21 protein-coding genes are annotated in these 21,751 nt (G+C 47.3%); 1 reads left to right on the top strand and 20 read right to left on the bottom strand.

The genetic code is table 11. The features are described from left to right. Positions 1–42 precede the first annotated feature (42 nt). From ruvX to GXO76_09700, 19 genes are all read right to left on the bottom strand, one after another. Positions 43–423 carry a Holliday junction resolvase RuvX gene (ruvX, locus tag GXO76_09790; protein NOY78143.1) on the bottom strand — a complete coding sequence of 127 codons (381 nt, stop codon included), beginning with the start codon at positions 421–423 and terminating at the stop codon, positions 43–45. Positions 424–508: 85 nt separating this feature from the next. Beyond that, entirely contained in the window at positions 509–814 is a 306-nt protein-coding gene (locus GXO76_09785) for an integration host factor subunit beta (protein ID NOY78142.1), read from the bottom strand. 30 nt (positions 815–844) lie between these two features. Further along, on the bottom strand, positions 845–3,049 hold the full coding sequence (locus tag GXO76_09780; GenBank protein NOY78141.1) for a bifunctional (p)ppGpp synthetase/guanosine-3',5'-bis(diphosphate) 3'-pyrophosphohydrolase: 2,205 nt from the start codon (positions 3,047–3,049) through the stop codon (positions 845–847). A gap of 87 nt (positions 3,050–3,136) precedes the next feature. Further along, positions 3,137–4,603, bottom strand: coding sequence for a replicative DNA helicase (dnaB, locus tag GXO76_09775; protein ID NOY78140.1), 1,467 nt, complete (start codon positions 4,601–4,603; stop codon positions 3,137–3,139). Between the two features lie 141 nt (positions 4,604–4,744). Next, positions 4,745–5,440, bottom strand: coding sequence for a uracil-DNA glycosylase (locus GXO76_09770; protein NOY78139.1), 696 nt, complete (start codon positions 5,438–5,440; stop codon positions 4,745–4,747). A gap of 8 nt (positions 5,441–5,448) precedes the next feature. Then, the gene (coaBC, locus tag GXO76_09765) at positions 5,449–6,666 is read right to left on the bottom strand and encodes a bifunctional phosphopantothenoylcysteine decarboxylase/phosphopantothenate--cysteine ligase CoaBC (protein NOY78138.1); all 1,218 of its coding nucleotides are present in this window, start codon (positions 6,664–6,666) and stop codon (positions 5,449–5,451) included. Further along, on the bottom strand, positions 6,663–6,956 hold the full coding sequence (locus tag GXO76_09760) for a DNA-directed RNA polymerase subunit omega (protein ID NOY78137.1): 294 nt from the start codon (positions 6,954–6,956) through the stop codon (positions 6,663–6,665). Before GXO76_09760 ends, coaBC begins: the two co-directional genes overlap by 4 nt. Beyond that, complete coding sequence (gmk, locus tag GXO76_09755) at positions 6,949–7,548, bottom strand: guanylate kinase (GenBank protein NOY78136.1); 600 nt, start codon at positions 7,546–7,548, stop codon at positions 6,949–6,951. Before gmk ends, GXO76_09760 begins: the two co-directional genes overlap by 8 nt. After that, on the bottom strand, positions 7,545–7,802 hold the full coding sequence (locus tag GXO76_09750; GenBank protein NOY78135.1) for a DUF370 domain-containing protein: 258 nt from the start codon (positions 7,800–7,802) through the stop codon (positions 7,545–7,547). The genes gmk and GXO76_09750 overlap by 4 nt, the downstream gene beginning before the upstream one ends. 15 nt (positions 7,803–7,817) lie before the next feature. After that, positions 7,818–8,696, bottom strand: a complete 879-nt coding sequence (locus tag GXO76_09745) for a YicC family protein (GenBank protein NOY78134.1) — start codon at positions 8,694–8,696, stop codon at positions 7,818–7,820. A 15-nt stretch (positions 8,697–8,711) separates the two neighbouring features. Further along, entirely contained in the window at positions 8,712–9,740 is a 1,029-nt protein-coding gene (locus GXO76_09740; protein NOY78133.1) for a PorV/PorQ family protein, read from the bottom strand. A 78-nt stretch (positions 9,741–9,818) separates the two neighbouring features. Continuing rightward, on the bottom strand, positions 9,819–12,449 hold the full coding sequence (mutS, locus tag GXO76_09735; protein ID NOY78132.1) for a DNA mismatch repair protein MutS: 2,631 nt from the start codon (positions 12,447–12,449) through the stop codon (positions 9,819–9,821). 208 nt (positions 12,450–12,657) lie between these two features. After that, on the bottom strand, positions 12,658–14,514 hold the full coding sequence (locus GXO76_09730; protein ID NOY78131.1) for a bifunctional homocysteine S-methyltransferase/methylenetetrahydrofolate reductase: 1,857 nt from the start codon (positions 14,512–14,514) through the stop codon (positions 12,658–12,660). 372 nt (positions 14,515–14,886) lie between these two features. Then, positions 14,887–15,093 (bottom strand): dodecin domain-containing protein, encoded by a 207-nt coding sequence (locus GXO76_09725; protein NOY78130.1) that lies wholly within the window; start codon positions 15,091–15,093, stop codon positions 14,887–14,889. A 26-nt stretch (positions 15,094–15,119) separates the two neighbouring features. Continuing rightward, entirely contained in the window at positions 15,120–15,626 is a 507-nt protein-coding gene (locus GXO76_09720) for a ferritin family protein (protein ID NOY78129.1), read from the bottom strand. A 40-nt stretch (positions 15,627–15,666) separates the two neighbouring features. After that, positions 15,667–15,915, bottom strand: coding sequence for a hypothetical protein (locus tag GXO76_09715; protein ID NOY78128.1), 249 nt, complete (start codon positions 15,913–15,915; stop codon positions 15,667–15,669). Positions 15,916–15,969: 54 nt separating this feature from the next. Further along, entirely contained in the window at positions 15,970–16,227 is a 258-nt protein-coding gene (locus GXO76_09710; protein NOY78127.1) for a hypothetical protein, read from the bottom strand. A 17-nt stretch (positions 16,228–16,244) separates the two neighbouring features. Beyond that, positions 16,245–17,762: a D-alanyl-D-alanine carboxypeptidase/D-alanyl-D-alanine-endopeptidase gene (gene dacB, locus GXO76_09705; GenBank protein NOY78126.1), complete on the bottom strand. Its 1,518-nt coding sequence runs from the start codon at positions 17,760–17,762 to the stop codon at positions 16,245–16,247. Positions 17,763–17,824: 62 nt separating this feature from the next. Continuing rightward, the gene (locus GXO76_09700; protein ID NOY78125.1) at positions 17,825–18,841 is read right to left on the bottom strand and encodes a dipeptide epimerase; all 1,017 of its coding nucleotides are present in this window, start codon (positions 18,839–18,841) and stop codon (positions 17,825–17,827) included. 236 nt (positions 18,842–19,077) lie between these two features. Here GXO76_09700 and mazG point away from each other — a divergent pair, with 236 nt between their 5' ends. Beyond that, positions 19,078–19,854, top strand: a complete 777-nt coding sequence (mazG, locus tag GXO76_09695) for a nucleoside triphosphate pyrophosphohydrolase (protein ID NOY78124.1) — start codon at positions 19,078–19,080, stop codon at positions 19,852–19,854. Between the two features lie 165 nt (positions 19,855–20,019). Here the strand turns inward: mazG and GXO76_09690 are convergent, their stop codons facing one another. Then, a complete protein-coding gene (locus GXO76_09690; GenBank protein ID NOY78123.1) occupies positions 20,020–21,708 on the bottom strand; it encodes a PAS domain-containing protein in 1,689 nt (562 codons plus the stop codon). Between the last annotated feature and the right edge of the window lie 43 nt (positions 21,709–21,751).

Genomic DNA, 21,751 nt, shown 5'->3' with positions numbered 1-21,751 from the left:
CAGTAATTTTTCAATCTCCGATAATTTACGAAGCATTCCTCTTCAAGGGGTTGATAAGTGGTCCAGATAACTCTGCAAAATCAAAACGGCCGCAATTTTATCGACCTTTCCCTTGTTCTTACTGGGAGATTTTCCCATCTGGTGAAGGGTATCGTGAGCCGCCTTGCTTGTATACCGTTCATCCCACAATTCAACGGACACGTGAAATTTCATGTGTAATTGATCCGCAAATTCTCTGGCGTTGACAGAAATTTCGCTTTCGCTGCCATTTAAGTTCAAAGGAATTCCAACAATGACTTTTTCAATGGGATAGGAAGCAAATATTTCGGACATTTTCTGCCAGAGATGTTCGGGTGAGTGATACGATATTGTCTCCAGTCCCTGCGCCACAATCCGCATGGGATCGCTCACCGCAACACCCATTCGCTTCTTCCCAAAATCAATCCCCAGGAGCCGTTTATTAAAAATCTGCATACTAAAGAGCCATTATGTTCCTTCTCAATTGATTTTATTCCAAGGGCTTTTTTAAGAAATCTTTTAAGAGTTTACCCGCTTTAAAATGGGTTTTTCTGCGTGCGGGGACATAAATGATTTCTCCTGTTTTGGGATTTCTGGCCTTTGGCTTGGGTTTGGTCTTTTTCACTTCAAAAACGCCAAAATCACGAATCTCAATTCTGACTTCCGGATCGGCTTCCAGCATAAATTCTCTTAACGAATCAAAGAGCGCATTGATTACCTGCTCGGTATGATAAACGGTTCCACCGATTTTTTCGGCAGCTCGTTTGGCCACGTCTTTTTTCGTAATAGTTTTCATCCTTATGTACTCCTTATTTTGATTCGGACACTAAATGGCAAGCGTTTCTGACGTTTTCTCCTGATCTTCTTCGCCTCGTAATCCCTCCAGCCGTTCCACAACAATCACGCCCGGAACCTGATTAATCTTATGAATGACTTTCGTTAACTGCTGTAAGTTCTTAACCTGTACAATGATTTCACTGGTGACTAAACTGTCTTTTGCTTCCATTTGAAAATTCACAATATTCGTCTCTGTTTTTGCAATGGCTTCAGAAACATCCCGCAGGAAGCCTTTCCGATCCTCTCCGATCATTTTCAATCGAACCAGAAATTTTTCATCCTGACTCACATCCCATTCCACATCGATTTGGCGCTCGGGAGAATCCAGCATCCTCAATACGTTTTTGCAGTCCGCACGATGAATAATGATTCCCTTGCCTTTGGTAATGAACCCGACAATCCGATCACCCGGAACCGGTTGACAGCACTTTGCGAACGAGATCATCAGATTATCCAGCCCCTGTACCTTAATGCCGGAGCTTGATTTACGCGCCTTGGTAATAAAACGCTGGAAAAATGAATCGCCCTGTTTTACAATGACCTCTTGCGGAAGAATCTTGTGCAACACACTCTGGACAGAGATATCCCCTCTTCCGATGGCGGCATAGAACTGCTGGGTATCCGTGAAATTCATGGCCTGGGCCACATCCAAAATTTTTTCATCCGTAACAGAGGCATTGAATTTTTTGAACTGTTTTTCAAGCAGTTCCCGGCCCAGCTTTACACTCTCGTCAAAGAGTGAATCCTTTAACCAGCGCTTGATCCGGGTTCGTGCTTTTGACGTTTTGACAAACTTTATCCAATCCGGATTGGGCTTTTGCTTGGCAGAGGTAATAATTTCAACGGAATCACCGCTCTGAAGCGTACTGTTCNGCGGGACAATCCGGCCGTTAACCTTGGCTCCAATACAATGCAACCCGACATCGGTGTGAACGGAAAACGCAAAATCGACGGGCGTAGCCCCCCGCGGCAATTGAAGCAGATCGCCTTTTGGAGTAAACACAAAAATTTCCTCGTGAAACAGGGAAATCTTCAGGTCTTCCATAAATTCACGGGGATCATTTTCATCCCGCTGCCAATCCAAAACCTGCCGCAACCACTGAATTTGTTTGTCGAATTCATCCTCTTTCTGACGGCCTTCTTTGTACTTCCAGTGGGCCGCAATACCGGATTCGGCCGTTCGGTGCATTTCCTCGGTGCGAATCTGGATTTCCACCATTCGCCCCTCCGGCCCAATAACCGTTGTGTGAATGGATTGGTACATGTTGGATTTGGGCGTGGCAATGTAGTCTTTAAAACGCTCGTGAATGGGGGTGTAAAGCGTATGCACAATCCCCAGAGAGAAATAGCATTCATCCACGCGCTTGACGATGATCCGGATTGCAAACAGATCGTAGATCTCCTCGAACGGCTTTTGCCGCATCTGCATTTTTCGGTAGATACTGTACAGGTGTTTGGGCCGACCCAATATCTCCGCGTGAATGCCCACTTTTTTCAGTTCCTTTTCAATTGGAACAGCAAAGCGTTTGATGTACGACTCCCGTTCCGCCCGTTTCTCCTGGATTTTATCAGCCAATTCCTGATAGGCTTTGGGATTCAGCACCTTAAACGAAAGATCTTCCAGTTCCCATTTGATTTTTGCAATTCCCAATCGATGAGCCAATGGTGAGTAGATTTCCCGGGTCTCCAGTGCGATTCGCTCCTGTTTCTTTCGGGGAAGGTATTCAATAGTCCGCATATTGTGAAGCCGATCTGCAAACTTGATCATAATCACCCGGATGTCCTTCACCATGGAGAAGATCATTTTGCGGAAATTCTCGGCCTGCTTTTCCTCACTGCTTCTGAATTGAAGTTCACTGATCTTGGTAACTCCATCCACAAGAAGGGCTACTTCAACTCCGAACTCTTCTTTTACCTCATCCAGCGATACACCGGTATCTTCCACCACATCGTGCAAAATTCCGGCCACAACGGTCACATAATCCATCCCCATCTCTGTCAGAATGCGTGCTACTTCAATGCAGTGTACAATGTAGGGCTCACCCGATTTTCGGAGCTGGTGTTTATGAGCTTCAAAGGCAAAATCAAACGCCTTTCGTACGAAGGCCTTATAATTTCTGGTGCAATACCGCCCCAAATTTTGAACAACCTCGTCGAATTGGCTTTCATATTCTTTTTTCTGAGCTTCTTTCATAAACTATTCGATTCACATCACGTTTTTAATGATTTATTTTTGGGGCTGTTGCCACCGATCAAAAAGTCGATTTCCTGTTTCCCCTGTTTAAACACCCGGAATAACATCCATATCGGTAAAAAATGCATTTTCAAATCGCGCATAGTCACTTAAAAAGGTTAATTTTACGGTTCCAATGGGACCGTTTCTCTGTTTTCCGATAATGATTTCGGCCACGCCTTCAAGCGAATTTCCGTCTTTATCCATTGTTTCACCATATCGTTCGGGACGGTAAATAAAAATAACCACATCCGCGTCCTGTTCAATAGCACCCGATTCCCGTAAATCGGACAACATCGGGCGTTTATCTCCTCCCCGGGACTCCACTGCTCTCGACAGCTGAGACAAGGCAATGACCGGAATATTCAGTTCCTTCGCCAGGGCCTTTAACGAGCGGGAGATACTGGAAATTTCCTGCTGGCGGCTTTCCGCATTCTTGGGCCCCTGAAGAAGCTGCAAATAATCGATGATTAACATCCCCAATCCTTTATCGGCTCGAAGCCGCCTGGCCTTCGCACGCAATTCCAGAAGGTTTAGACCGGGGGTGTCATCGATGTAAATGGGTGCCGATGCCAATTTTCCCACGGCAAGGCTGAGTTTGGGCCAGTCTTCTTCTGCCAATCGACCCGTACGCAACAAGTGTGAATTAATGCGTGCCTCCGAACAGAGCATCCGCATGGCCAGTTGATAGTTGGCCATTTCCAGACTAAAAATTCCAACGGGAACACCCGCCTCTACGGCCGCGTGCCGGGCGATGTTCAAGCTAAACGCCGTTTTTCCCATGGAGGGACGTCCGGCAATAATGACCAGGTCTGAGCGCTGAAAGCCGGAGGTCATTTCGTCCAATTCCTTAAATCCGGTGGGAACACCCGTCACTCCGGAGTCCTTGTGGTGCAACTCCTCAATCTCTTCAAAGGTTTCATGCAAAACGGAATCGAGTGTAAGAAATCCCTTCCGCAGCCTGCGTTCCGACAAGGAAAAGATGCGCTGTTCCGACCGGTCAATAATATCGAATACGTCCTCATCGGCCCGATAGCTGTCTTCCGTAATATCGGCCGCTACGGTGATCAACTGGCGTAAGAGCGCCTTTTCCAGAACAATCTTGGCGTAATGTTCAACGTTGGCAGCGGTCGGAACACTTTCAGCCAACTCCGTCAAATAATAACTTCCGCCCACCTCATCCAGCCAGGTTTTCGGACTATCGCCGTTTCCGCCAGCCTGAATTGATGAAGTAGCCGGGTGTTTTTTCATTTCCTCGGAAATCGTCAAAATATCAACCGGTTCATTCCGGTCGTAAAGGTCAATGGCCACCTGAAAAATTTTACGGTGATTTTCCAGATAAAAGGATTGCTCATCCAAAATTTCGATGACCTTCCCGATGGCCTCCCGGCTCAGAAGCATGGCTCCCAACACCGATTTTTCGGCATCCACAGCCTGGGGGGGAACCCGATCGTAGTTGGATGCCCGGTTGGGATCTCTCTGCTGATTTTTTGTTCTGTAATTCCTGTAATTCACGGGTGCTTCCACAAATAATAAATGATGAATCTGCTCTAAAAAGCGTTGCCAACCAATTTCACGAATTTTCGCGAATTGACTTTTATGAAATTAAGTTCGCGTAATTTCTGTAATCTATTGTTTTTAGAGTGAACTCAATGATTATTCTTTTTTGCCTACTTCTTCATCGTATAATTTTCGCAAAAATTGCACATCCTCCCACGTGGGTTTTTTCCAGTGGGGATTTCTCAATAACGCTGCAGGATGGTAGGTGACCACCAATTTGATCCCGTGATAATTGTGCACTTTCCCTCGCAGCGCGGTCAGTGAGGCGTTGGTCCGCAGGAGCGTTTGTCCTGCAATGCGGCCCAATGCCAGAATAAGTTTGGGTTTTATGATTTCGATCTGTTTTTTCAAATACGGTTCACATTTTTCGACTTCGGATGGCAACGGATCCCGGTTATTGGGGGGCCGGCATTTTATAATATTGGCGATGTACACATCCTCCCGCTTAAATTGGATGGCCTCCAGTATTTTATTCAAAAGCTGGCCGGCTCTTCCCACAAAGGGGACGCCGCTCAGATCTTCATCCCTGCCCGGAGCCTCTCCGATGAGCATCAGATCGGCTTTTTCGTTTCCATCCCCAAAAACAAGGTGCGTTCGCGTTTCCGACAGAGGACATCTCTGGCAGTCCTTGATCGCTTCATAAAATTCCTGCAGTGTCAGCTCTTTTTTCCGAAACAGTTCAATGATTTCGTCGGCTTCTTCTTTTGATACCAAATATCCGTCTCCATAAATCTCTTGTTGCTGCCTGAGGTATGTTAAAAAATCGGGCACTATTTCTGTCATTTCAGCCATAAGATGCTCTATTTTTGAAACCGCTCGCCACCAATTCGACTGTACTGTCGGATAATGCGTTGGGCCACTTCAAACTTGGTTAATTTCGGCAGCTCCTGCCGCTCCCCCGAACGCATTAAAAAGGTTACAATATTCGTATCCCCGCCGAACCCTGCGCCTTCCCGTTGAGAATTATTGACCACGATCATGTCCAGATTTTTTTCAATGAGCTTTTGCTGACCATATTCCAGCTCGTTGGTGGTTTCAACGGCAAACCCAATAAGAATCCGGCCATTTTTATTTCTCCCCAATTCCTTCAGAATGTCGGGATTTTTTTCCAGCTCCAGTACGAGCTTTCCGGCGCCCTTTTTTGTTTTCTGATTGGAATAAGTGGCAGGCCGGTAATCCGATACGGCTGCCGCCATAATGACGCCGTTTGCCCTTTCATACGCCTTCAGAACGGCCTCCCGCATTTCCAGGGCCGTCCGAACCCGCACAAACCTCACACCCGTAAAGGGGCGAAGATGGGTCGGACCAGAGATGAGTGTTACTTCAGCACCGGCCAGGGCCGCCGCTTCCGCTATTGCAAACCCCATTTTCCCGGTGGACGCATTTGTAATGAAACGCACCGGATCCAGAGGCTCCTCCGTGGGACCGGCCGTCACAAGAATGGAATGTCCCTTTAGCTCACTTGATCCCATTAATTCCCTTTTAAAGATATCAACAATTCTCTCTTTACTGGCCAGCCGGCCCACACCTTCCGTGTGACAGGCCAATTCTCCGGTCTCCGGTGACACAAACCGGTAGCCCATTTTTTCCAGACGCTTCATATTCTCCTGAAAAATGGGGTTCATGTACATATCCGTATTCATGGCCGGACAGAATACCGTCTTCTCCGCTCCTGCAACCATCACCATGGTCGAAAGTAAATCGTCGGCAATGCCGTGTGCCACTTTCGAAATAAAGTTGGCGGTTGCCGGACAAATAAAAACCCGGTCCACCATTCTGGGAATATCGATATGGCGTGTTCCGACCCGTTTTTGCGCGGGAAACATCTCCGTCAGAACATCCTGATCGGTCAGGGTTTCAAATGTGAGCGGCGAAACAAATTTTTGGGCCGCCTGCGTCATGGCCACCTGAACATCGGCACCCTGTTTTTTCAGCTCGCGTACCAATTCACAGGCTTTGTAGGCGGCAATTCCTCCGGTCACGCCAAAGAGAATCTTTTTATTTTCAAACCACTTCATTCGGAATTCACGTTGTTTTCGGGATACTTGATTTCCAGTTTACCCTGAAAAAACTCTTCAATCGCCTGACGCGTGGGCTTGATTTTTCGTTCAAAAACATGGCCTTCCAAAGGACGAAGATTGAGGGCGTCTTCCAAGTCCTCAAATTCATCGTTTGTATTAATTTCCATGTGCAAACGAGCCCGGCGTTCTTCATTGATTTGTCGCGCACGTTTGGCAAGGGCCACCACCAGTTCATAAATATTATTTGTTCTTTTCTTGATTTCGCCCAATGGCAGTGTTTCAACCATTCTTTTTTACCTCCACTTGCTTTCGATAGGTTTCAATTGCTTCTATCACTTGGTTAACGGTTTGATCAAAATCGTCGTTAATAATGACCACGTCGTAAAAATCGGCAAATGCCATTTCCTTTGGAATCCGTTCCAGGCGTTTTTTGATCTGTGCCTCTGTTTCAGTCGACCGCTTTTTCAAACGCTCGACAAGTGTTTCAACGGACGGGGGTTTCAGGAAAATCAACAAGGCCCGATCGGTGTAGAGCCTTTTGATTGCCATTCCCCCCTCCACGTCAATATCCAGCAAAACAACCTTCCCCTGTTTCAATTTTACTTCTATGGATTCCCGGGGAGTTCCGTACAGGTGCCCGTGCACTTCGGCCCACTCAATAAAATCCCCTCGTTTTATCCCTTCTTCAAAGTCCTTTTTGCTTAAGAAATAATAATCTATTCCGTCCTTCTCGTGCCCGCGCCGGGGTCGGGTTGTGGCCGAAATCGAATAGGTGTAATCAGGCTTCCTTCTCAGAATTTCCCGAATAACCGAGGTTTTTCCACCACCCGAAGGTGATGACAGAACACAGAGTAATCCTTTCCCCACAAAGTCCCTCATGAATTCTTATGGTTCATGTCCTTGATGCGCTGGGACAATGTGTCCGTGGAATTGGTCGAAAGGATTACATGGTCGCTATCGGTGATAATAACGGATTTTGTGCGCTTTCCCAGTGTGGCATCAACCAGCTTGCCTTTTTCCCGTGCTTGAAGAATCAAATTCTTGACCGGCCTGGAATTTGGAGAAACAATGGCAATAATCCTGTTTCTGGCAACTATATTCTTGTATCCTACACTAATCATCTGATAGTCCAAATCACCACTCCTCTTCTATTCAATGTTTTGAACTTGCTCCCTGATTTTCTCGATTTCTTCCTTCATAAATACGGCACGGTGTGAAATTTCCGCACAATTGGACTTTGCCCCGATCGTGTTTACTTCACGGTTCATTTCCTGCAGTAAAAAATTGAGCTTTCGACCAACAAGTTCATTCGAATTCATTAAATCCAAAAACATGCCCGTGTGGCTTTTAAACCGCACGCATTCTTCGGTTACATCCAATTTGTCCGATAAAATGGCGATTTCCGTTTCCAGACGACTGGTGTCAATTTCAGGTGATTCCAGAATCTCTCTGAGCCGGTCCTTCATGGCCGCGTACTCTTCGGGAATGTGTTGTTTGGAGATAATCTCTATTTCTTCTATATATTGATTTAATTTGGAAATCCGATTTTTTATGTCTTTTCCCAGGGTTTCCCCTTCTTTCCTGCGCATTTCATTCAGGCTTTCCAGGGCTTTTTCCAGGGCTTTTTGGGTACACACCCAGGTCTCTGCAGATTCCTCCTCCACATTTTCAACTGTAAAGATATCCGAAAACTGGGTCAGGTGCTCAATCCTGACCGGTTCTTCAATTTGGGCTGTTTCTTTTAAGTCTTCCAGAAGTTTTTTATACGCACGAACCAGATCATGGTCCAACTGAATACCAAGATTCTCCGGATTTACGGATTTCACCGAGACGTAAATACTGATGCGCCCCCTGGAAATGTACTTCCGGGTGACGTCTTTGATAGCCTGTTCGTGCGCTGAAAGGGATTTGGGAGTCCGAAGCGTCACATCCCAGAACCGGTTATTAACCGAACGAACCTCAACCGATACTTCCAATTCGTTATTTTTACAATCCCCCCTGCCAAAACCCGTCATACTGATAATCATTAAAAAACCGTTCCTTTATTTCCGTTTGAATTTAGCATCTTCAAGGGTAAGAGACAATGAAATTTGGTGCGTTTCTCCCAAAGCGTTGTGCGACAAAAAGGCATAGTCGATATTGAGACGCGGGAGATGGAATCCGGCACCCAGAGCCAGATGACCGCGGTCGCTGCCAATGCGAAAGGCCAATAGATTTTTGTAGGATACCTCCGCGCCTTCATGAAAATCAAAACTGACGGCTCCCACATTTGCCTGGGCCCCGTATCGAATCCCCTCGAACTGCGTATTTATATCGAATGCCGGTGTGATATTAAATTTATAAAAATGAAACGGATAAGCCGCTCCCCATTTGAGTGTCGGCACAATCAATTCCGTGCGTCCCGTATCCCAGGCCAGAAAGGTGGTTGTTGCATCCTGAAGATTTGCCCCAAGCCAGAGGTTCTTCCAGGGGTTGTTCAATAGACTCACATCAAACCCCAGGCCCCAGGCCGAGTGATCGGCTGCGCCTTTGTAAACCATTTTGATGTTCCCCCCCAGAAACCACCGGTCTTTCCAGATCCGGGCATAGGAAACATAGGCCACGTAATCGACATATTTCGTCCATTTCTCCACAAACACCCAATTTCGTACCAGGTTTCCTTGTGCATCCTCGTAGGCAGCGCCCACTGGCAGATTGGGATTTCGGAGTGCCGTAATGGGAATGTCGTCCACACCGGTGCGTGCCAGGCTAAATGCCAGAGTGGCTTTTTCCCCAAAGGGTCTGGAGATGCCCAGAAAATCGTACTTCACAATTCCGCTGAAACGCTCCACATGCATCAAACTGATCTGCGGGTAGTTCATTCGGGCCAAACCGGCCGGGTTCCAATAGGCGGCAATTTCTCCCTGGGCTACGGCCACATAGCTTCCCCCCATGCCGAGGGCCCGCGCGCCCACCCCATTGGACATAAAATCACCGGCATACTTTGCAACCGTAATCTCTCCCGCTTCCAGAGCCTTCAATCCCCCCAAAATGAAAAACACACCCAACAGAATGACCCATTTACGTTTCATTCAAACACCTATTATTTTCAATATTTTTTAATAGTTATATAAATTTATGACAATTCCGTTGAATTGTCAATAGAAAACTCAACTATTCCTCTTGTTTTGCCCGTTGATGAGTGACTTCAGCTCATTTAGTTTCAGAAGGGCTTCCAGAGGGGTCAGCCGATTCACATCAATGGATTCAAGCGCCTGTTTGATTTCACGATTCTCTGTTTCAAACAAATCCATTTGAAGGGCCCTTTCCCGTGCAGAGGCGCGCCGGTGGCGGGCAATTTTGGGTTCACGGTTGGGTGTAAGAACATCGGCTTCCAGATTTGCCAACACTTCTTTTGCCCGGGAAATCACCTCTTTGGGAAGCCCCGCCAGCCGGGCAACCTGAATGCCGTAGCTCTGGTCGCTTCCCCCGGGAACAATTTTTCTTAAGAAGATAATTTTATCTCCCCATTCTTTCACCGAAACATTGTAGTTTTTTACACGGGGTAAAATCAATTCAAGTTCCGTTAATTCATGATAATGGGTCGCAAAAAGCGTTTTTGCCGCCACCTCCGGCGTATTGTGCAGAAATTCCACGATGCTCCAGGCAATGGACAACCCGTCAAATGTGCTGGTTCCCCGTCCAATTTCATCCAATAAAAGCAGACTTCTGGATGTTGCGTTGTTAAGAATATTGGCCATCTCGTTCATTTCTACGAGAAAGGTGCTTTCTCCTCCGGCCAGGTTGTCAGAGGCTCCCACCCTCGTGAAAATGCGATCGACCACACCAATTTCAGCCGAATCGGCCGGAACAAAACTGCCCATTTGTGCCAACAAAACAATGAGTCCGACCTGCCGAATATACGTGGATTTTCCGGCCATGTTCGGTCCCGTAATCACCAGAATTTGCTGTTTCTGATTGCTGATTTCCGTATCGTTGGGAATAAAGGTTTCTCCGATGGGCAGAAGCGTTTCCACCACCGGATGCCGCCCGTTCCGAATAATAATTTGGTCGGATTCATTTACAATGGGCTTTTTATACTTTTGTACCTCCGCCACAATCGCCAGCGACAAGAGCGTATCCAACTCGGCAATGAGCCGGGCATTTTGCTGAATGATTTCGGCCTGCTGGGCCACCTTTACCCGCAGCTCGTCGAACAGCTCATATTCCAGCGAAGCCATTTTCTCTTCGGCACCAACAATCTTTTCCTCGTACTCTTTCAACTCCGGTGTAATAAAACGTTCCGCGTTAACCAGCGTTTGCTTACGAATGTATTCGGCAGGAACCTTGGACAGGTGGGGTTTGGTCACTTCAATATAGTAGCCGAACACCTTGTTGTAACCTATTTTTAGAGAAGAAATCCCTGTGCGCTCGCGTTCCAGATTTCTCAGATTGGCAATCCATTTTTTTCCGGAAGAAGAAATCTCACGCAGCTCGTCTAATTCTGCGTTGTAGCCGCTGCGAATAATGCCTCCGTCGGTGATGGTCAGGGGCGGGTTGTCGGCCAGAGCCCGCGCCAGCTCCCGGGTAAGCTCGGGAAGCGGATTCAAATTGCTCCGAATATGATCGAGGGTCAGTGCCTCCACATCCGAAAGGATGTCCTGAATCTCCGGCAGGATTTCCAATGAGAAACGAATGGCCACCAGATCTTTTGCATTCGCACGGCGGGTACTTGCCCGGGAAACCAGACGTTCCAAATCATTAATATCTTTCAACACGGTTTCCAGTTTTTGCCGCACTTTGGAGTGATTCACCAACTCTTCCACACCGTCCAGACGCTCCCGGATTTTCCGGACGTCCCGGAGCGGACTCTGCACCCACTGGCGCAGCAGCCGCCCTCCCATGGGGGTGAGGGTGCGGTCAATGACGGAGAAGAGACTTCCCTCGCGCCCTCCGTCCGAGAGGGTTTCCAGAATCTCCAGATTCCGAAGCGTGGCCGGATCCAGAATCATAAACTCCCCCGGATTATACAGCCGGATTTTACGAATATGATTCAGCTCATTTTTTTGGTTTTCTTTCAGATAGTGCAAAACCGCACCGGCCGCGCTGACCCCCTCCGACATGGAATCGATTCCGAAGCCTTTTAGTGAATTGGTCTTAAAATGATCGGTAAGGATTTCGTAAGCATATTGCCTGGAAAAAAGCCAATCCTCCAAAAGGGTAAGGGTAAACCCCGGAATATTTCGCACGTGTTTTTTAAAATAGTCTGCGTGTTCCTCGGAAAGAACAACCTCCGACGGCCGGGCATTGAGCACCTGTTCCTCCATTGCCGCAAGCGGAAATTCCGCGACAACAAACTCACCCGTAGAAAGATCAACCTTGGAAAAGCCGCAGGTGTTTTTTCTGAAATAGATGCCAATCAAATAATTGTTCTGTTTGCTGTCCAAGAGATTGTCGGTAAGAATGGTGCCCGGTGTTACGATTTCGGTGACCTCGCGCTTGACCAGTTTTTTGGCTTTTTTTGGATCTTCCACCTGTTCGCAGATGGCCACCTTGTAACCTGCCCGGATCATTTTGGCCAGATACCCCTCCAGGGCGTGATGCGGAAATCCCGCCAGCGGAACATCACCCGCCGCGCCATGGCCCCGCGAGGTCAGAGTGAGTCCGAGCACCTTTGAGGCCGTTCGGGCATCGTCGTAGAAAAGCTCGTAGAAATCCCCCATTCTGAAAAAAAGAATTTCGTTTTTATGCTGGTTTTTGACCGACCAGTATTGTTCCATTAAGGGTGTATTTTCTGCCATAACATCCCATTTGTGTAACCGCACCCTTTACGGGTGCGACTCATTCCTCAAAATCACCTGTTTCCAATCCGCAGGCGTAAAGCCTGCGGCTACAGCATAACCGCACTCTTTACGGGTGCGTCGGATCCCCCAAAACCATCTGTCTGTAATCCGCAGGCATAAAGCCTGCGACTACAGCGTAAGCGCACCCTTTATGGGTGCGACTACGCTAATCCAAAACCTCCAGAACCTCTCCGGCCATCTCAAATTTATTGAACGGCGGCATCAGGTAAACGCCGGCCACCAGATCCTTTGCCTGAATGAGAAATTCCCTGGCAATTTCAACACCCACACTGGGGCCGTCTTCACCGGCATCGAACATCCGCTTACGAATGATTTCCGGCACAAACATCTCAGGAATCTCGTTGTGCATGAATTCGGCATGTTTAAAATTCCGCAGTGGAAGAATTCCCACAAAAATGGGAATACCCAGTTTTTCAGTCCGACGAATAAAATCTTCCAAAATATTCAGATCAAACAGAGGCTGGGTGAATGCGAATTGCGCCCCGGCCTCCGCTTTTCGTCTGAATTTTTCCAATTCGTAATCCAGGTCGATAGCAGTCGGATTTACGCCAACACCCACTGTAAAATGGGTTTTGGGTTTCAGCGGACGCCCCATCAAGTCCACACCTTTGTTCAGATTCCGGATCAGCGTTACCAGACCCACCGAATCGATGTCGAATACGCCGGTGGCTGTGGGGTGGTCACCCAGTTTGGGCGGATCGCCGGTTACAGCCAGAATGTTCTTGATTCCGAGGGCGTGTGCGCCCATGAGTTCGGCCTGAAGACCCAGGATATTACGATCGCGGCAGGAAAGATGTAGAATCGTTTCAACGCCCGTTTCTTCCGTGATAAGGTGCGATAACACGAGCGGGCTCATTCTTGCCCGAGCCAGGGGGCTGTCGGCCACATTTATGGCATCCACTTTCCGGGATTTCAGATAAAGCGCCCCCTGAATGAACTTTGTGGGGTCCACTCCTCTGGGCGGATCAATTTCCACACTGACCAGAAATTCCTTTCCAAGACGAGAGGCAAAATTGGATTCCTGAACCGGCGCTTCCTCGCTTACCGTTTCCGGTGCCTCAACCGTTTCAATCATTTGAAAATATTTGGAACGTTTTTGAGTCCGTTTCCCCGGTTTCATTCCCCAAACGGCCTGGCGGATCAAACGAATGTGCTCCGGAGTGGTTCCGCAGCACCCCCCCACAATATTTACGCCGATTTCAACCATTCGCTTGGCGTATTGCGCCATGTATTCGGGAGAGGACAAATACATGTACCTCCCCTCAATCATTTTGGGCATTCCTGCATTGGGCATGGCCGAGAGATAGCCCTCATCCACCTGTGTCATAATCTCCATTACTTCGTAGATCCCCTGAGGCCCCACAGAGCAGTTGGCTCCCACAATGTCCGCCCCCAGTTCGCGGAGCTTTCTAACAACCTCAGCCGGCTTATCCCCCATAAGCGATTTTCCTTCTTCGGTAAATGTCATTTGGGCAATGACCGGAACCTCGCCCACGTCTTTTGCCGCCCGCAGCGCCTCCGTGATTTCCCGGAGATCCGTAAACGTCTCGAGAATTATCACGTCCACCCCGCCTTCGACCAGTGCCTCCACTTGCTCGTGAAAGATTTTTCTGGCTTCTTCCGGGGCAATTTTTCCAACAGGCTTCAGTGTTTTTCCAAGCGGACCCACCGATCCAAGAAGCCATTTCTCATCACCAACCACTTCCCTGGCGATGGCCGCGCCGACACGGTTGATTTCCGAAACGCGTGAATCAAAACCGTGGGGCGCCAGACGAATCCGGTTGGCACCAAAGGTATTCGTCTCGTGCAGCTCGGCCCCGGCCTCAAGATATCCCCTGTGAATTTCCTGAACCAGCGCGGGATTCGACAGGTTGAGTTCTTCAAAAGAATGTGAAAAGGGAATACCCCGTGCATAGAGGGCCGTTCCCATGGCACCGTCGGCCACAAGTGCCCGCTTTTTCAGCGTTTCCCAAAATTTTTCCAGTCTGTCTTTGCGAGTCATCATCTTTTAGCTGTCACCTTTGAATCTGATTTAAAACGCCTTTACCCGCCCTTTATGGGTGCAACGATTCCCCAAAAAATCCCTGTTCCTCTTCCGCAGGCGTAAAGCCTGCGGCTACAGTCTCCGCAAACAGAAAGCTTGCGGCTACAGCTCGCCCCTTAAAAAAACGAAATTCCTGATTTAATGAAATTAAAATATACTACATTTTTTTAAATATTCACAAGTTTAATTTGGAGGAATTTTTTTCAAAAACAACAGGCAGACGTTTTCCAGAAGGCGGGCACATTTCTCTCCACCACATCGGAACAGATTCCAAATAAAAACCTCCCAAAACAACGGGAGGTCTTCCAAATCATTTTTGAAGAATAAGGGTTAATCCATCACCTTAAATCCGACCTTTACGGTAACCTGAAATTGATCGACTCTTCCGTCGGAAACATGACCGCGAATTTCAGTTGCCTCAAACCAGCTGATTTCCTTCACACTTTCCGAGGCCTTAGCGATCGCATTTTGAATGGCTTCATCAATGCTGTTCTTTGACGTTCCCACTACTTCAATTTTCTTGAAAACAGAATCCATTTCTTTGCTCCTTTCGTTTTGCACTCTCAGGGGCCCACATGAAAGGCATCGCCTTCCCAGGGGAATCCCTTGTCATCAAACCAGTGGGGATTTCTCTTGAGTGCGTCCAATTCATTCTGTAACAAAATTTTGTGTCCCCGTTCAAAATTGGCCAGATATTCAAACATAAACCGCCCGTTTGGATCCTCAGAATGCCGGGCGGCATCCAGATAAAACTTTTCAGCCTTTTCTTCCGATTGAATGGCCAGTTCCAGGGCGGTCTCATGTGTGTAATTTCCTTGCAGAAAATCTTCCACTTCCGAGATGCCCTTGCTTTGGAGAGCGGGTTCCTGTCCGCCGGTTATCTGTTTGTACATAGAACGCAGCATATTTTCATGCTTTTTTTCTTCCTCGGAAAGTTGAAGAAGCTTTTCCTTGACCAGCTCATTTGTGACCTTTTCTGCCATTACCTTGTAAATATCCGAGGCATTGGCCTCCGACTTTATGGCCAGTGCCAGTACTTCCGGAGCCGTTAATCTGGGATGTGTTGCCATGATTCACCTCTCATTTTGAATTGCCGGTCTGAGGCAACCCCTACTTCATTTTTTTTCGTATTGCTTTCACCACATCTTCAATAACAGCATCAACTCCTCCGCGAACAGATTTGGCCTGGTAGGTTTTTCCTTTGTATGTCGCTTCAGCAATAAGAATATCCGGATTCAGCCCTCCCACATGAATATGCGGACTGATACCCTTTTTCACCACCACATCTGCATATCCAACAATCATGCCTTCAATTTCAATTGGGGCTTTACCCGTATATACAATTCTGTCTTCATCCATCCTGGGCTTCCTTTCCAATTCACGACTGGTGTCAGGTCGCTTTTTTTGTTAAACCTATTTTACTACCTCCACATTCTTAAACTTCACCTTTTCAACGGATTGATGTTTTTGAATGCCTCCCAGCCATTCGATCAGAAGCACCACAACAATAAGCAGCACAAGCAACCAAAGTTGTTTTCCGCCCCTTTTTTTCGCTGTATAATGACGCGGAAAACGAATTCGATGCCTGTCTTCCTGTTTGTCTTTTTTAGGATCATAAACAATAGGGTGATATTCAAATTTATGAGGTTTAATCGTTTGTCTGAATAACATGATCAATCCCTCCCACTTTACAAACGACCGGATCGTGAAAAATTGGCCAATCTTTCGCAAATCCAGTCCTGAAGATTATTTGCCATGCTTGTGGGAACCAAATAGTTATTGACAAGCAGCGAGAATACGAGCGGTTCGCCGTCTTTCGTATGAACAAATCCCGACAGGGAACGGGTATTGCTGATGTACCCGGTTTTCGCGCGCACATTTCCCTGAGCAGCCGTCATTTTCATTCGATTTCTAAGGCTCCCGTCCACACCGGCAATCGGAAGAGAATTCAAAAAATCATCTTTTACAGAACTTCGGTAGAGGGCTCGAAGAAGAGTAATGACCTGCCTGGGTGTTACCATATCCAGATGAGACAATCCTGATCCGTCAAACATGGCAAATCGACTTGTATCAATTCCGATGGAAGCCAGGAAATGCTTGACCACCGCAATCCCCCCGCGGGCGCTTCCATCATTCACATAAACTTTACCCAATGTGCGCAATAAAAGTTCCGCATAGAGGTTTTGACTGACTTTGTTAGTCGCCCGGACAATTTCCCTCAACGGAGGGGATTGGTAACAGGCCATTTGCAGGCTATCCGATTGAGAATAGGTATAATCAGGGAGACTGTCAATGTCTGCGGGTTTTTTATTAACCACAATTCCGGCGGATTGAAGCACTTCGGTAAAAACAGTGGCCGCGTAGAGGGTTGGATTCTCCACTGAAAACCAGTCACGTTTCTCTTTGGTCCCGATTTCAAGAGACCCTGTAAGAACCACAATATTTTTTCCCCGGTACCGGTGGAAAAAGACGCCTTTTGCCTGATGCAGAGGTGCCGTAACCACCTTGTTTATGATGCGCACGTAGCGGGTTGGCGGCTCCAGCCGGTAAGACACCGTATCGCCCACGCTTTTGCCCGCCGTAAAAAGAATATCCACACAATTGTCGTTAAATGAAAGTGCGCTGATTTGTGCAGCATACCAATCGGACTGGTAGTCCCAGGCCCACCCTTCACCCATAATTTCATCCGCGAAAGCATTATCATCGCCGACCACACGACCGGTAATTTTTTCCACACCGCTTTTTTTCAGCGAATCTGCCCAATCCTGAAACACCTGAAGCCTATTGCCATCGTGGAATCGGCCTGTAATGGTGGGATCACCGGAGCCCCGGATAACAACATCCCCTTTGAGTACGCCGTTCTCGATTTTTCCCGTGCGGTAAAGTCTCGTCAGATACGTAAATTCCGGCGACAATTTTACCAGTGCCGTTCCGGTCGTAAAGAGCTTCATATTGGAAGCCGGGCGAAAGCTCTTATTTTCATTGTGAAGATAAAAATACTCACCTGTTTTGAGCGATTGAACAGCAACCCCCCAATATCCGTTGAAAAAAGCGGGATCCTGTAGTGCCCGATTAAACTCGTGGCGGAGTCTGGCCAGGGGAGGTCTTTTTTGATAAGCGGAGCCGGGGTGCAGCGCACAGCCGGAAAAAAGCACGGCCACCCCAAAAGACAGGACCATCCATTTGAGTTTCTGAGATTTCAGCATTGTTCTTCTTTCATTTAGCTCGTGTTTTGGAGGTCAATTATTCAACCCCTTTTGAAGGTATTTTAGTTCGCCTGTTTTTTAATTCCAAGCCCGGGATCGTCGTTAACCATGATTTTTCCATCTTCAAAGGAAAGACCCATAAACGGATCGTCGGCAACCAGCAAATGGCCGTCCAGATCGGCATAATCAAACAGCGGTGAAATGTGGGCCGCGGCCGAAATAGCCACGGATGTTTCCAAAAAGCAGCTGATTTGGGTCTTCATTCCAAAGCGATGGGCCAGACGCGCCATTTCGATGGCGTTCTGCACCCCGCCTGCTTTCATTAATTTGACCACAACACCATCAAAAGCATCCCGAAGGTTATAGATGTCCCCGGGAAGGCGCGCGCTTTCGTCAGCAAAAATAGGCAGCGATACCCTTTCTCTTAACCAGGCATGTCCGTCAATATCTTCTTTTTTCAGGGGCTGTTCCACAAATTGAACATTTTTACCCTCCAGCCACCGGATTTTCTCCACTGCTTCTTCCCGTGTCCAGCCCTCGTTGGCGTCCACCCGAATAGGCTTATCCGTGTGGTTGCGAACCGTGGCAATGATGTCTTCGTCATAATCGGTGCCCAATTTGATTTTTAGAATATGAAAAGGCTCAGCCTCCCTTATCTTCTCAATAAGAGTTTTTTCAGAGGCATATCCGATGGTAAAAGAGGTTTCCGGAATGGCCGATTTATCCAATCCCAGGAATTTGTACAGCGGCAGGCGCCAATATTTGGCCACCCAATCGAACAGCGCAATGTCCACTCCGGCCAGGGCTGCATGATCATTCGGGAATTTTTCCCTTAAGTCGCTGTAAATCGCTTCATACAAAAAGGGGTTCCAATGATTCGAAAAATCCACCGCATCCCAGACAGACCTTACAGATTCAGGGGTTTCACCGTAGTACTTTGATGGGTCAGCTTCGCCCAGGCCAACCAGTCCGTCGTGTTCCAGATAGGCAATTAGAACACGGACACTTTCTTTACTTCCCCCATGTAACCGAAAGGTGTGTTTCAGGTGCAGGGTTACTTCTTCATAACGTAATTCCATCGAACTCCTCGAATGATCCGTTGTTTCCCCAGGTTAACTGATTATAAATTTCCGTCATATTTTTTATAAATATAAAAATTTCAATGGAAATAATCAAGGCATTTTTGGGCTGGAATTGTTTTGCATTTGGCCTAAAAATTTCGTATACTATTTTCAATTTTCATGGCTATTAGAATTTAAAAAAAGTGCCCATTTTGGCAAGGTGTCCCAATAATCTTCAAACAACGGGAGAGAATATGGCTGGAAAGGAATTCGAAGACCTGGTATCCATCATGGATCGCTTGCGGCAGCCGGACGGTTGTCCCTGGGATCGGGAACAAACCCACAAATCGCTGCGGCAGTATTTATTGGAAGAAACCTACGAAGTTTTGGAGGCACTGGACAATGACGATTTTTCGGCATTGAAAGAAGAATTGGGGGATCTGCTTCTTCAGGTAATTTTCCATTCCCAGTTGGCCAAAGAAGAAGGCCATTTTACGATTGAAGATGTGGTTCAGGGCATTAGCGATAAGCTCATCCGGCGGCATCCCAATGTTTTTGGCGATGCGGTTATCAACACGGCCGAAGAACAAACGAGAAACTGGGAACGCCTGAAGAAAAAGGAGGGCCGGTCGTCTGCAATTGAGGGCGTTCCCAAAGAGCTTTCCGCTCTTCTCCGCGCCTGGCGCATCCAGCAAAAAGCGGCCCAGGTGGGCTTTGACTGGGATCACATTTCTGACGTGTGGGCAAAGGTCGATGAAGAGTGCGCCGAGCTCAAGGAAGCGGTTAAAACGGGAAACACTGACAAAATTGAAGATGAATTTGGAGATGTCCTTTTTGCACTGGTCAATTTATCCCGCTTTCTAAAAATCAATCCGGAAGATGCCCTTCGGCGTACCATCGGAAAGTTCAGCAAACGCTTTCAAAAGGTGGAAGAAAGGCTTCAATCACAGGGAAAATCTCCCGAGGAATCGACGCTGAAGGAGATGGACGATCTCTGGAATGCCATTAAAAAGGAAGAAGCCCATGAATAATGTTCAACCCCAAAAGGCTTTTCCCACGAATTTCACGAATTAATTTTAGTGAAATTTAATTCGTTTCATTTGTATCGTTCGTGGTTTTGCAAATGAATTTACAAATAACATATCCTGTCAATCCTGTCCAAATTTTTTTGTAAACGTGTAATCACAGGAGACTGGCTACGCATTTTCAAGACCATATTTCTTCAGATAACGCCAGAGGGTAACCCGGCTGATTCCCAGTAACTCAGCGGCTCTTTGGCGGTTCCAGTGCACATCTTCCAACACCTTTAAGAGGTTATCTTTTTCAGAAAATATGTTTTCCCGATTCCTAATCGTGGAGTGGGTTCCGCAATTGCGAATACTAAATGGCAGATGGCTTTCCTCAATAATCGTTCCTTTTGCCATATTAAAGGCGTATTCAATGGCATTTTCCAGTTCGCGCACATTACCCGGATACTCGTACAGCATGAGAATATCCATGGCAGTTGTGGAAATATCCCGGATCTCTTTTCCGGTAAGAAGCCGATATTTTTCCAGGAAACGTTCAATCAGATGAGGGATGTCTTCCTTCCGCTCACGAAGCGGGGGGATGCGGATGGGAATGACATTCAGCCGATAAAATAAGTCCTGGCGAAATTCCCCATCCGCGATAGCCTTTTCCAGATTTTTATTTGTGGCCGCAATAACCCGCACATCGACCTTAATGGTTTTGACCCCGCCCACGCGTTCGAATTCCTGCTCCTGCAATACGCGGAGCAATTTCAGCTGAATTCTTTGCGTGGTATCACCAATTTCATCCAGGAAAATAGTCCCTCCATTGGCCAGTTCAAACCGGCCGGGTTTGTCAAATTTGGCATCTGTAAAGGCGCCTTTTACATGGCCAAACAATTCGCTTTCCAGAACCCCCTCTGAAAACACGCTACAATTAACCTTAATAAACGGCTTGTTCCGCCGGTTACTCCGCCGCTGGATGGCATTAGCAATCATTTCCTTGCCCGTGCCGCTCTCCCCTGTAATCAATACGGTTGAAGGACTGTCCGCTATGTCCTCAATCAGTTTGAAAATCTCCTGCATTTTTTTGCTGTGACCTACAATTCCTTCAAATAGGGTTGCTCCCTTTACGTGATTAACCAGCTGTTTTAGTGTGGAAATATCATGAAAAGAGACAATCCCCCCAATTGGCCTTCCTTCAAGGTCTTTCAGAACGGATGTATTCACGCTGATACTCTTTTCCTGATTTTTTTGGTCGTGTATTTCCAATTCGTATCGAAAAATCTGACGGTCCTTTTCAAGCGTCAGAGCCAACGGGCATCCCTCCACGCAGCGATTGGTCCGGAAAACGTCCTTACAGAATTTGCCCTTAACTTCCGATGCCTTAAATCCCGTGATTTCTTCCGCCGCCCGGTTGAATGATGTGATCCGCCAGGACCGGTCGACTGTGAACACGCCATCAGCAATGCTGTTAATAATGGCTGAGAATTCCTCTTTGGCACTCACACAGTAGGTTTTTGATTTTGAATTGGACGGAAGCCGCGTTACGTACACCACCGCGCCGGCGAAACCCTTTGACTCATTAAAAATAGGCAATTCGTTTAGCACCATATTTTTCCGATTGCGGTCAGACAATCGAAAAGCCACCGGGCACACATGCAAAATATCTGTTTCCTCCCTGGATCGATCGATAATACAATCCTGCGTGTGCTGGCATTTGGTAACGGAATAGCAATATTTTCCAATGGCCTCCTCAGCGGGGATTTCAAATAACTCTATCATTTGCGGCGACCATGTTTGAATGCGGTAATTCTCGTCGATTGTAAACATGGGAACCGGTGGATGAACACTGTCTGCTTTTTTATGATTGGACATGTTCGCTCCTTTTTTGCGCAAGTTTTTGCTCAAAGATTCCATT

This window comes from Calditrichota bacterium, assembly GCA_013151735.1.
GTDB lineage: Bacteria > Zhuqueibacterota > JdFR-76 > JdFR-76 > BMS3Abin05 > BMS3Abin05.
The sequence above is the reverse complement of the archived record's forward strand: the minus strand, read 5'-3'. Positions and strand labels throughout refer to the sequence as shown.

Coding starts and splice junctions, on each gene's coding strand:
- ruvX (NOY78143.1), bottom strand. CDS start 423: ATGGGTGTTGCGGTGAGCGATCCCATGCGGATTGTGGCGCAGGGACTG.
- GXO76_09785 (NOY78142.1), bottom strand. CDS start 814: ATGAAAACTATTACGAAAAAAGACGTGGCCAAACGAGCTGCCGAAAAA.
- GXO76_09770 (NOY78139.1), bottom strand. CDS start 5,440: ATGGCTGAAATGACAGAAATAGTGCCCGATTTTTTAACATACCTCAGG.
- coaBC (NOY78138.1), bottom strand. CDS start 6,666: ATGAAGTGGTTTGAAAATAAAAAGATTCTCTTTGGCGTGACCGGAGGA.
- GXO76_09760 (NOY78137.1), bottom strand. CDS start 6,956: ATGGTTGAAACACTGCCATTGGGCGAAATCAAGAAAAGAACAAATAAT.
- gmk (NOY78136.1), bottom strand. CDS start 7,548: ATGAGGGACTTTGTGGGGAAAGGATTACTCTGTGTTCTGTCATCACCT.
- GXO76_09745 (NOY78134.1), bottom strand. CDS start 8,696: ATGATTATCAGTATGACGGGTTTTGGCAGGGGGGATTGTAAAAATAAC.
- GXO76_09740 (NOY78133.1), bottom strand. CDS start 9,740: ATGAAACGTAAATGGGTCATTCTGTTGGGTGTGTTTTTCATTTTGGGG.
- mutS (NOY78132.1), bottom strand. CDS start 12,449: ATGGCAGAAAATACACCCTTAATGGAACAATACTGGTCGGTCAAAAAC.
- GXO76_09730 (NOY78131.1), bottom strand. CDS start 14,514: ATGACTCGCAAAGACAGACTGGAAAAATTTTGGGAAACGCTGAAAAAG.
- GXO76_09725 (NOY78130.1), bottom strand. CDS start 15,093: ATGGATTCTGTTTTCAAGAAAATTGAAGTAGTGGGAACGTCAAAGAAC.
- GXO76_09720 (NOY78129.1), bottom strand. CDS start 15,626: ATGGCAACACATCCCAGATTAACGGCTCCGGAAGTACTGGCACTGGCC.
- GXO76_09715 (NOY78128.1), bottom strand. CDS start 15,915: ATGGATGAAGACAGAATTGTATATACGGGTAAAGCCCCAATTGAAATT.
- GXO76_09710 (NOY78127.1), bottom strand. CDS start 16,227: ATGTTATTCAGACAAACGATTAAACCTCATAAATTTGAATATCACCCT.
- dacB (NOY78126.1), bottom strand. CDS start 17,762: ATGCTGAAATCTCAGAAACTCAAATGGATGGTCCTGTCTTTTGGGGTG.
- GXO76_09700 (NOY78125.1), bottom strand. CDS start 18,841: ATGGAATTACGTTATGAAGAAGTAACCCTGCACCTGAAACACACCTTT.
- mazG (NOY78124.1), top strand. CDS start 19,078: ATGGCTGGAAAGGAATTCGAAGACCTGGTATCCATCATGGATCGCTTG.
- GXO76_09690 (NOY78123.1), bottom strand. CDS start 21,708: ATGTCCAATCATAAAAAAGCAGACAGTGTTCATCCACCGGTTCCCATG.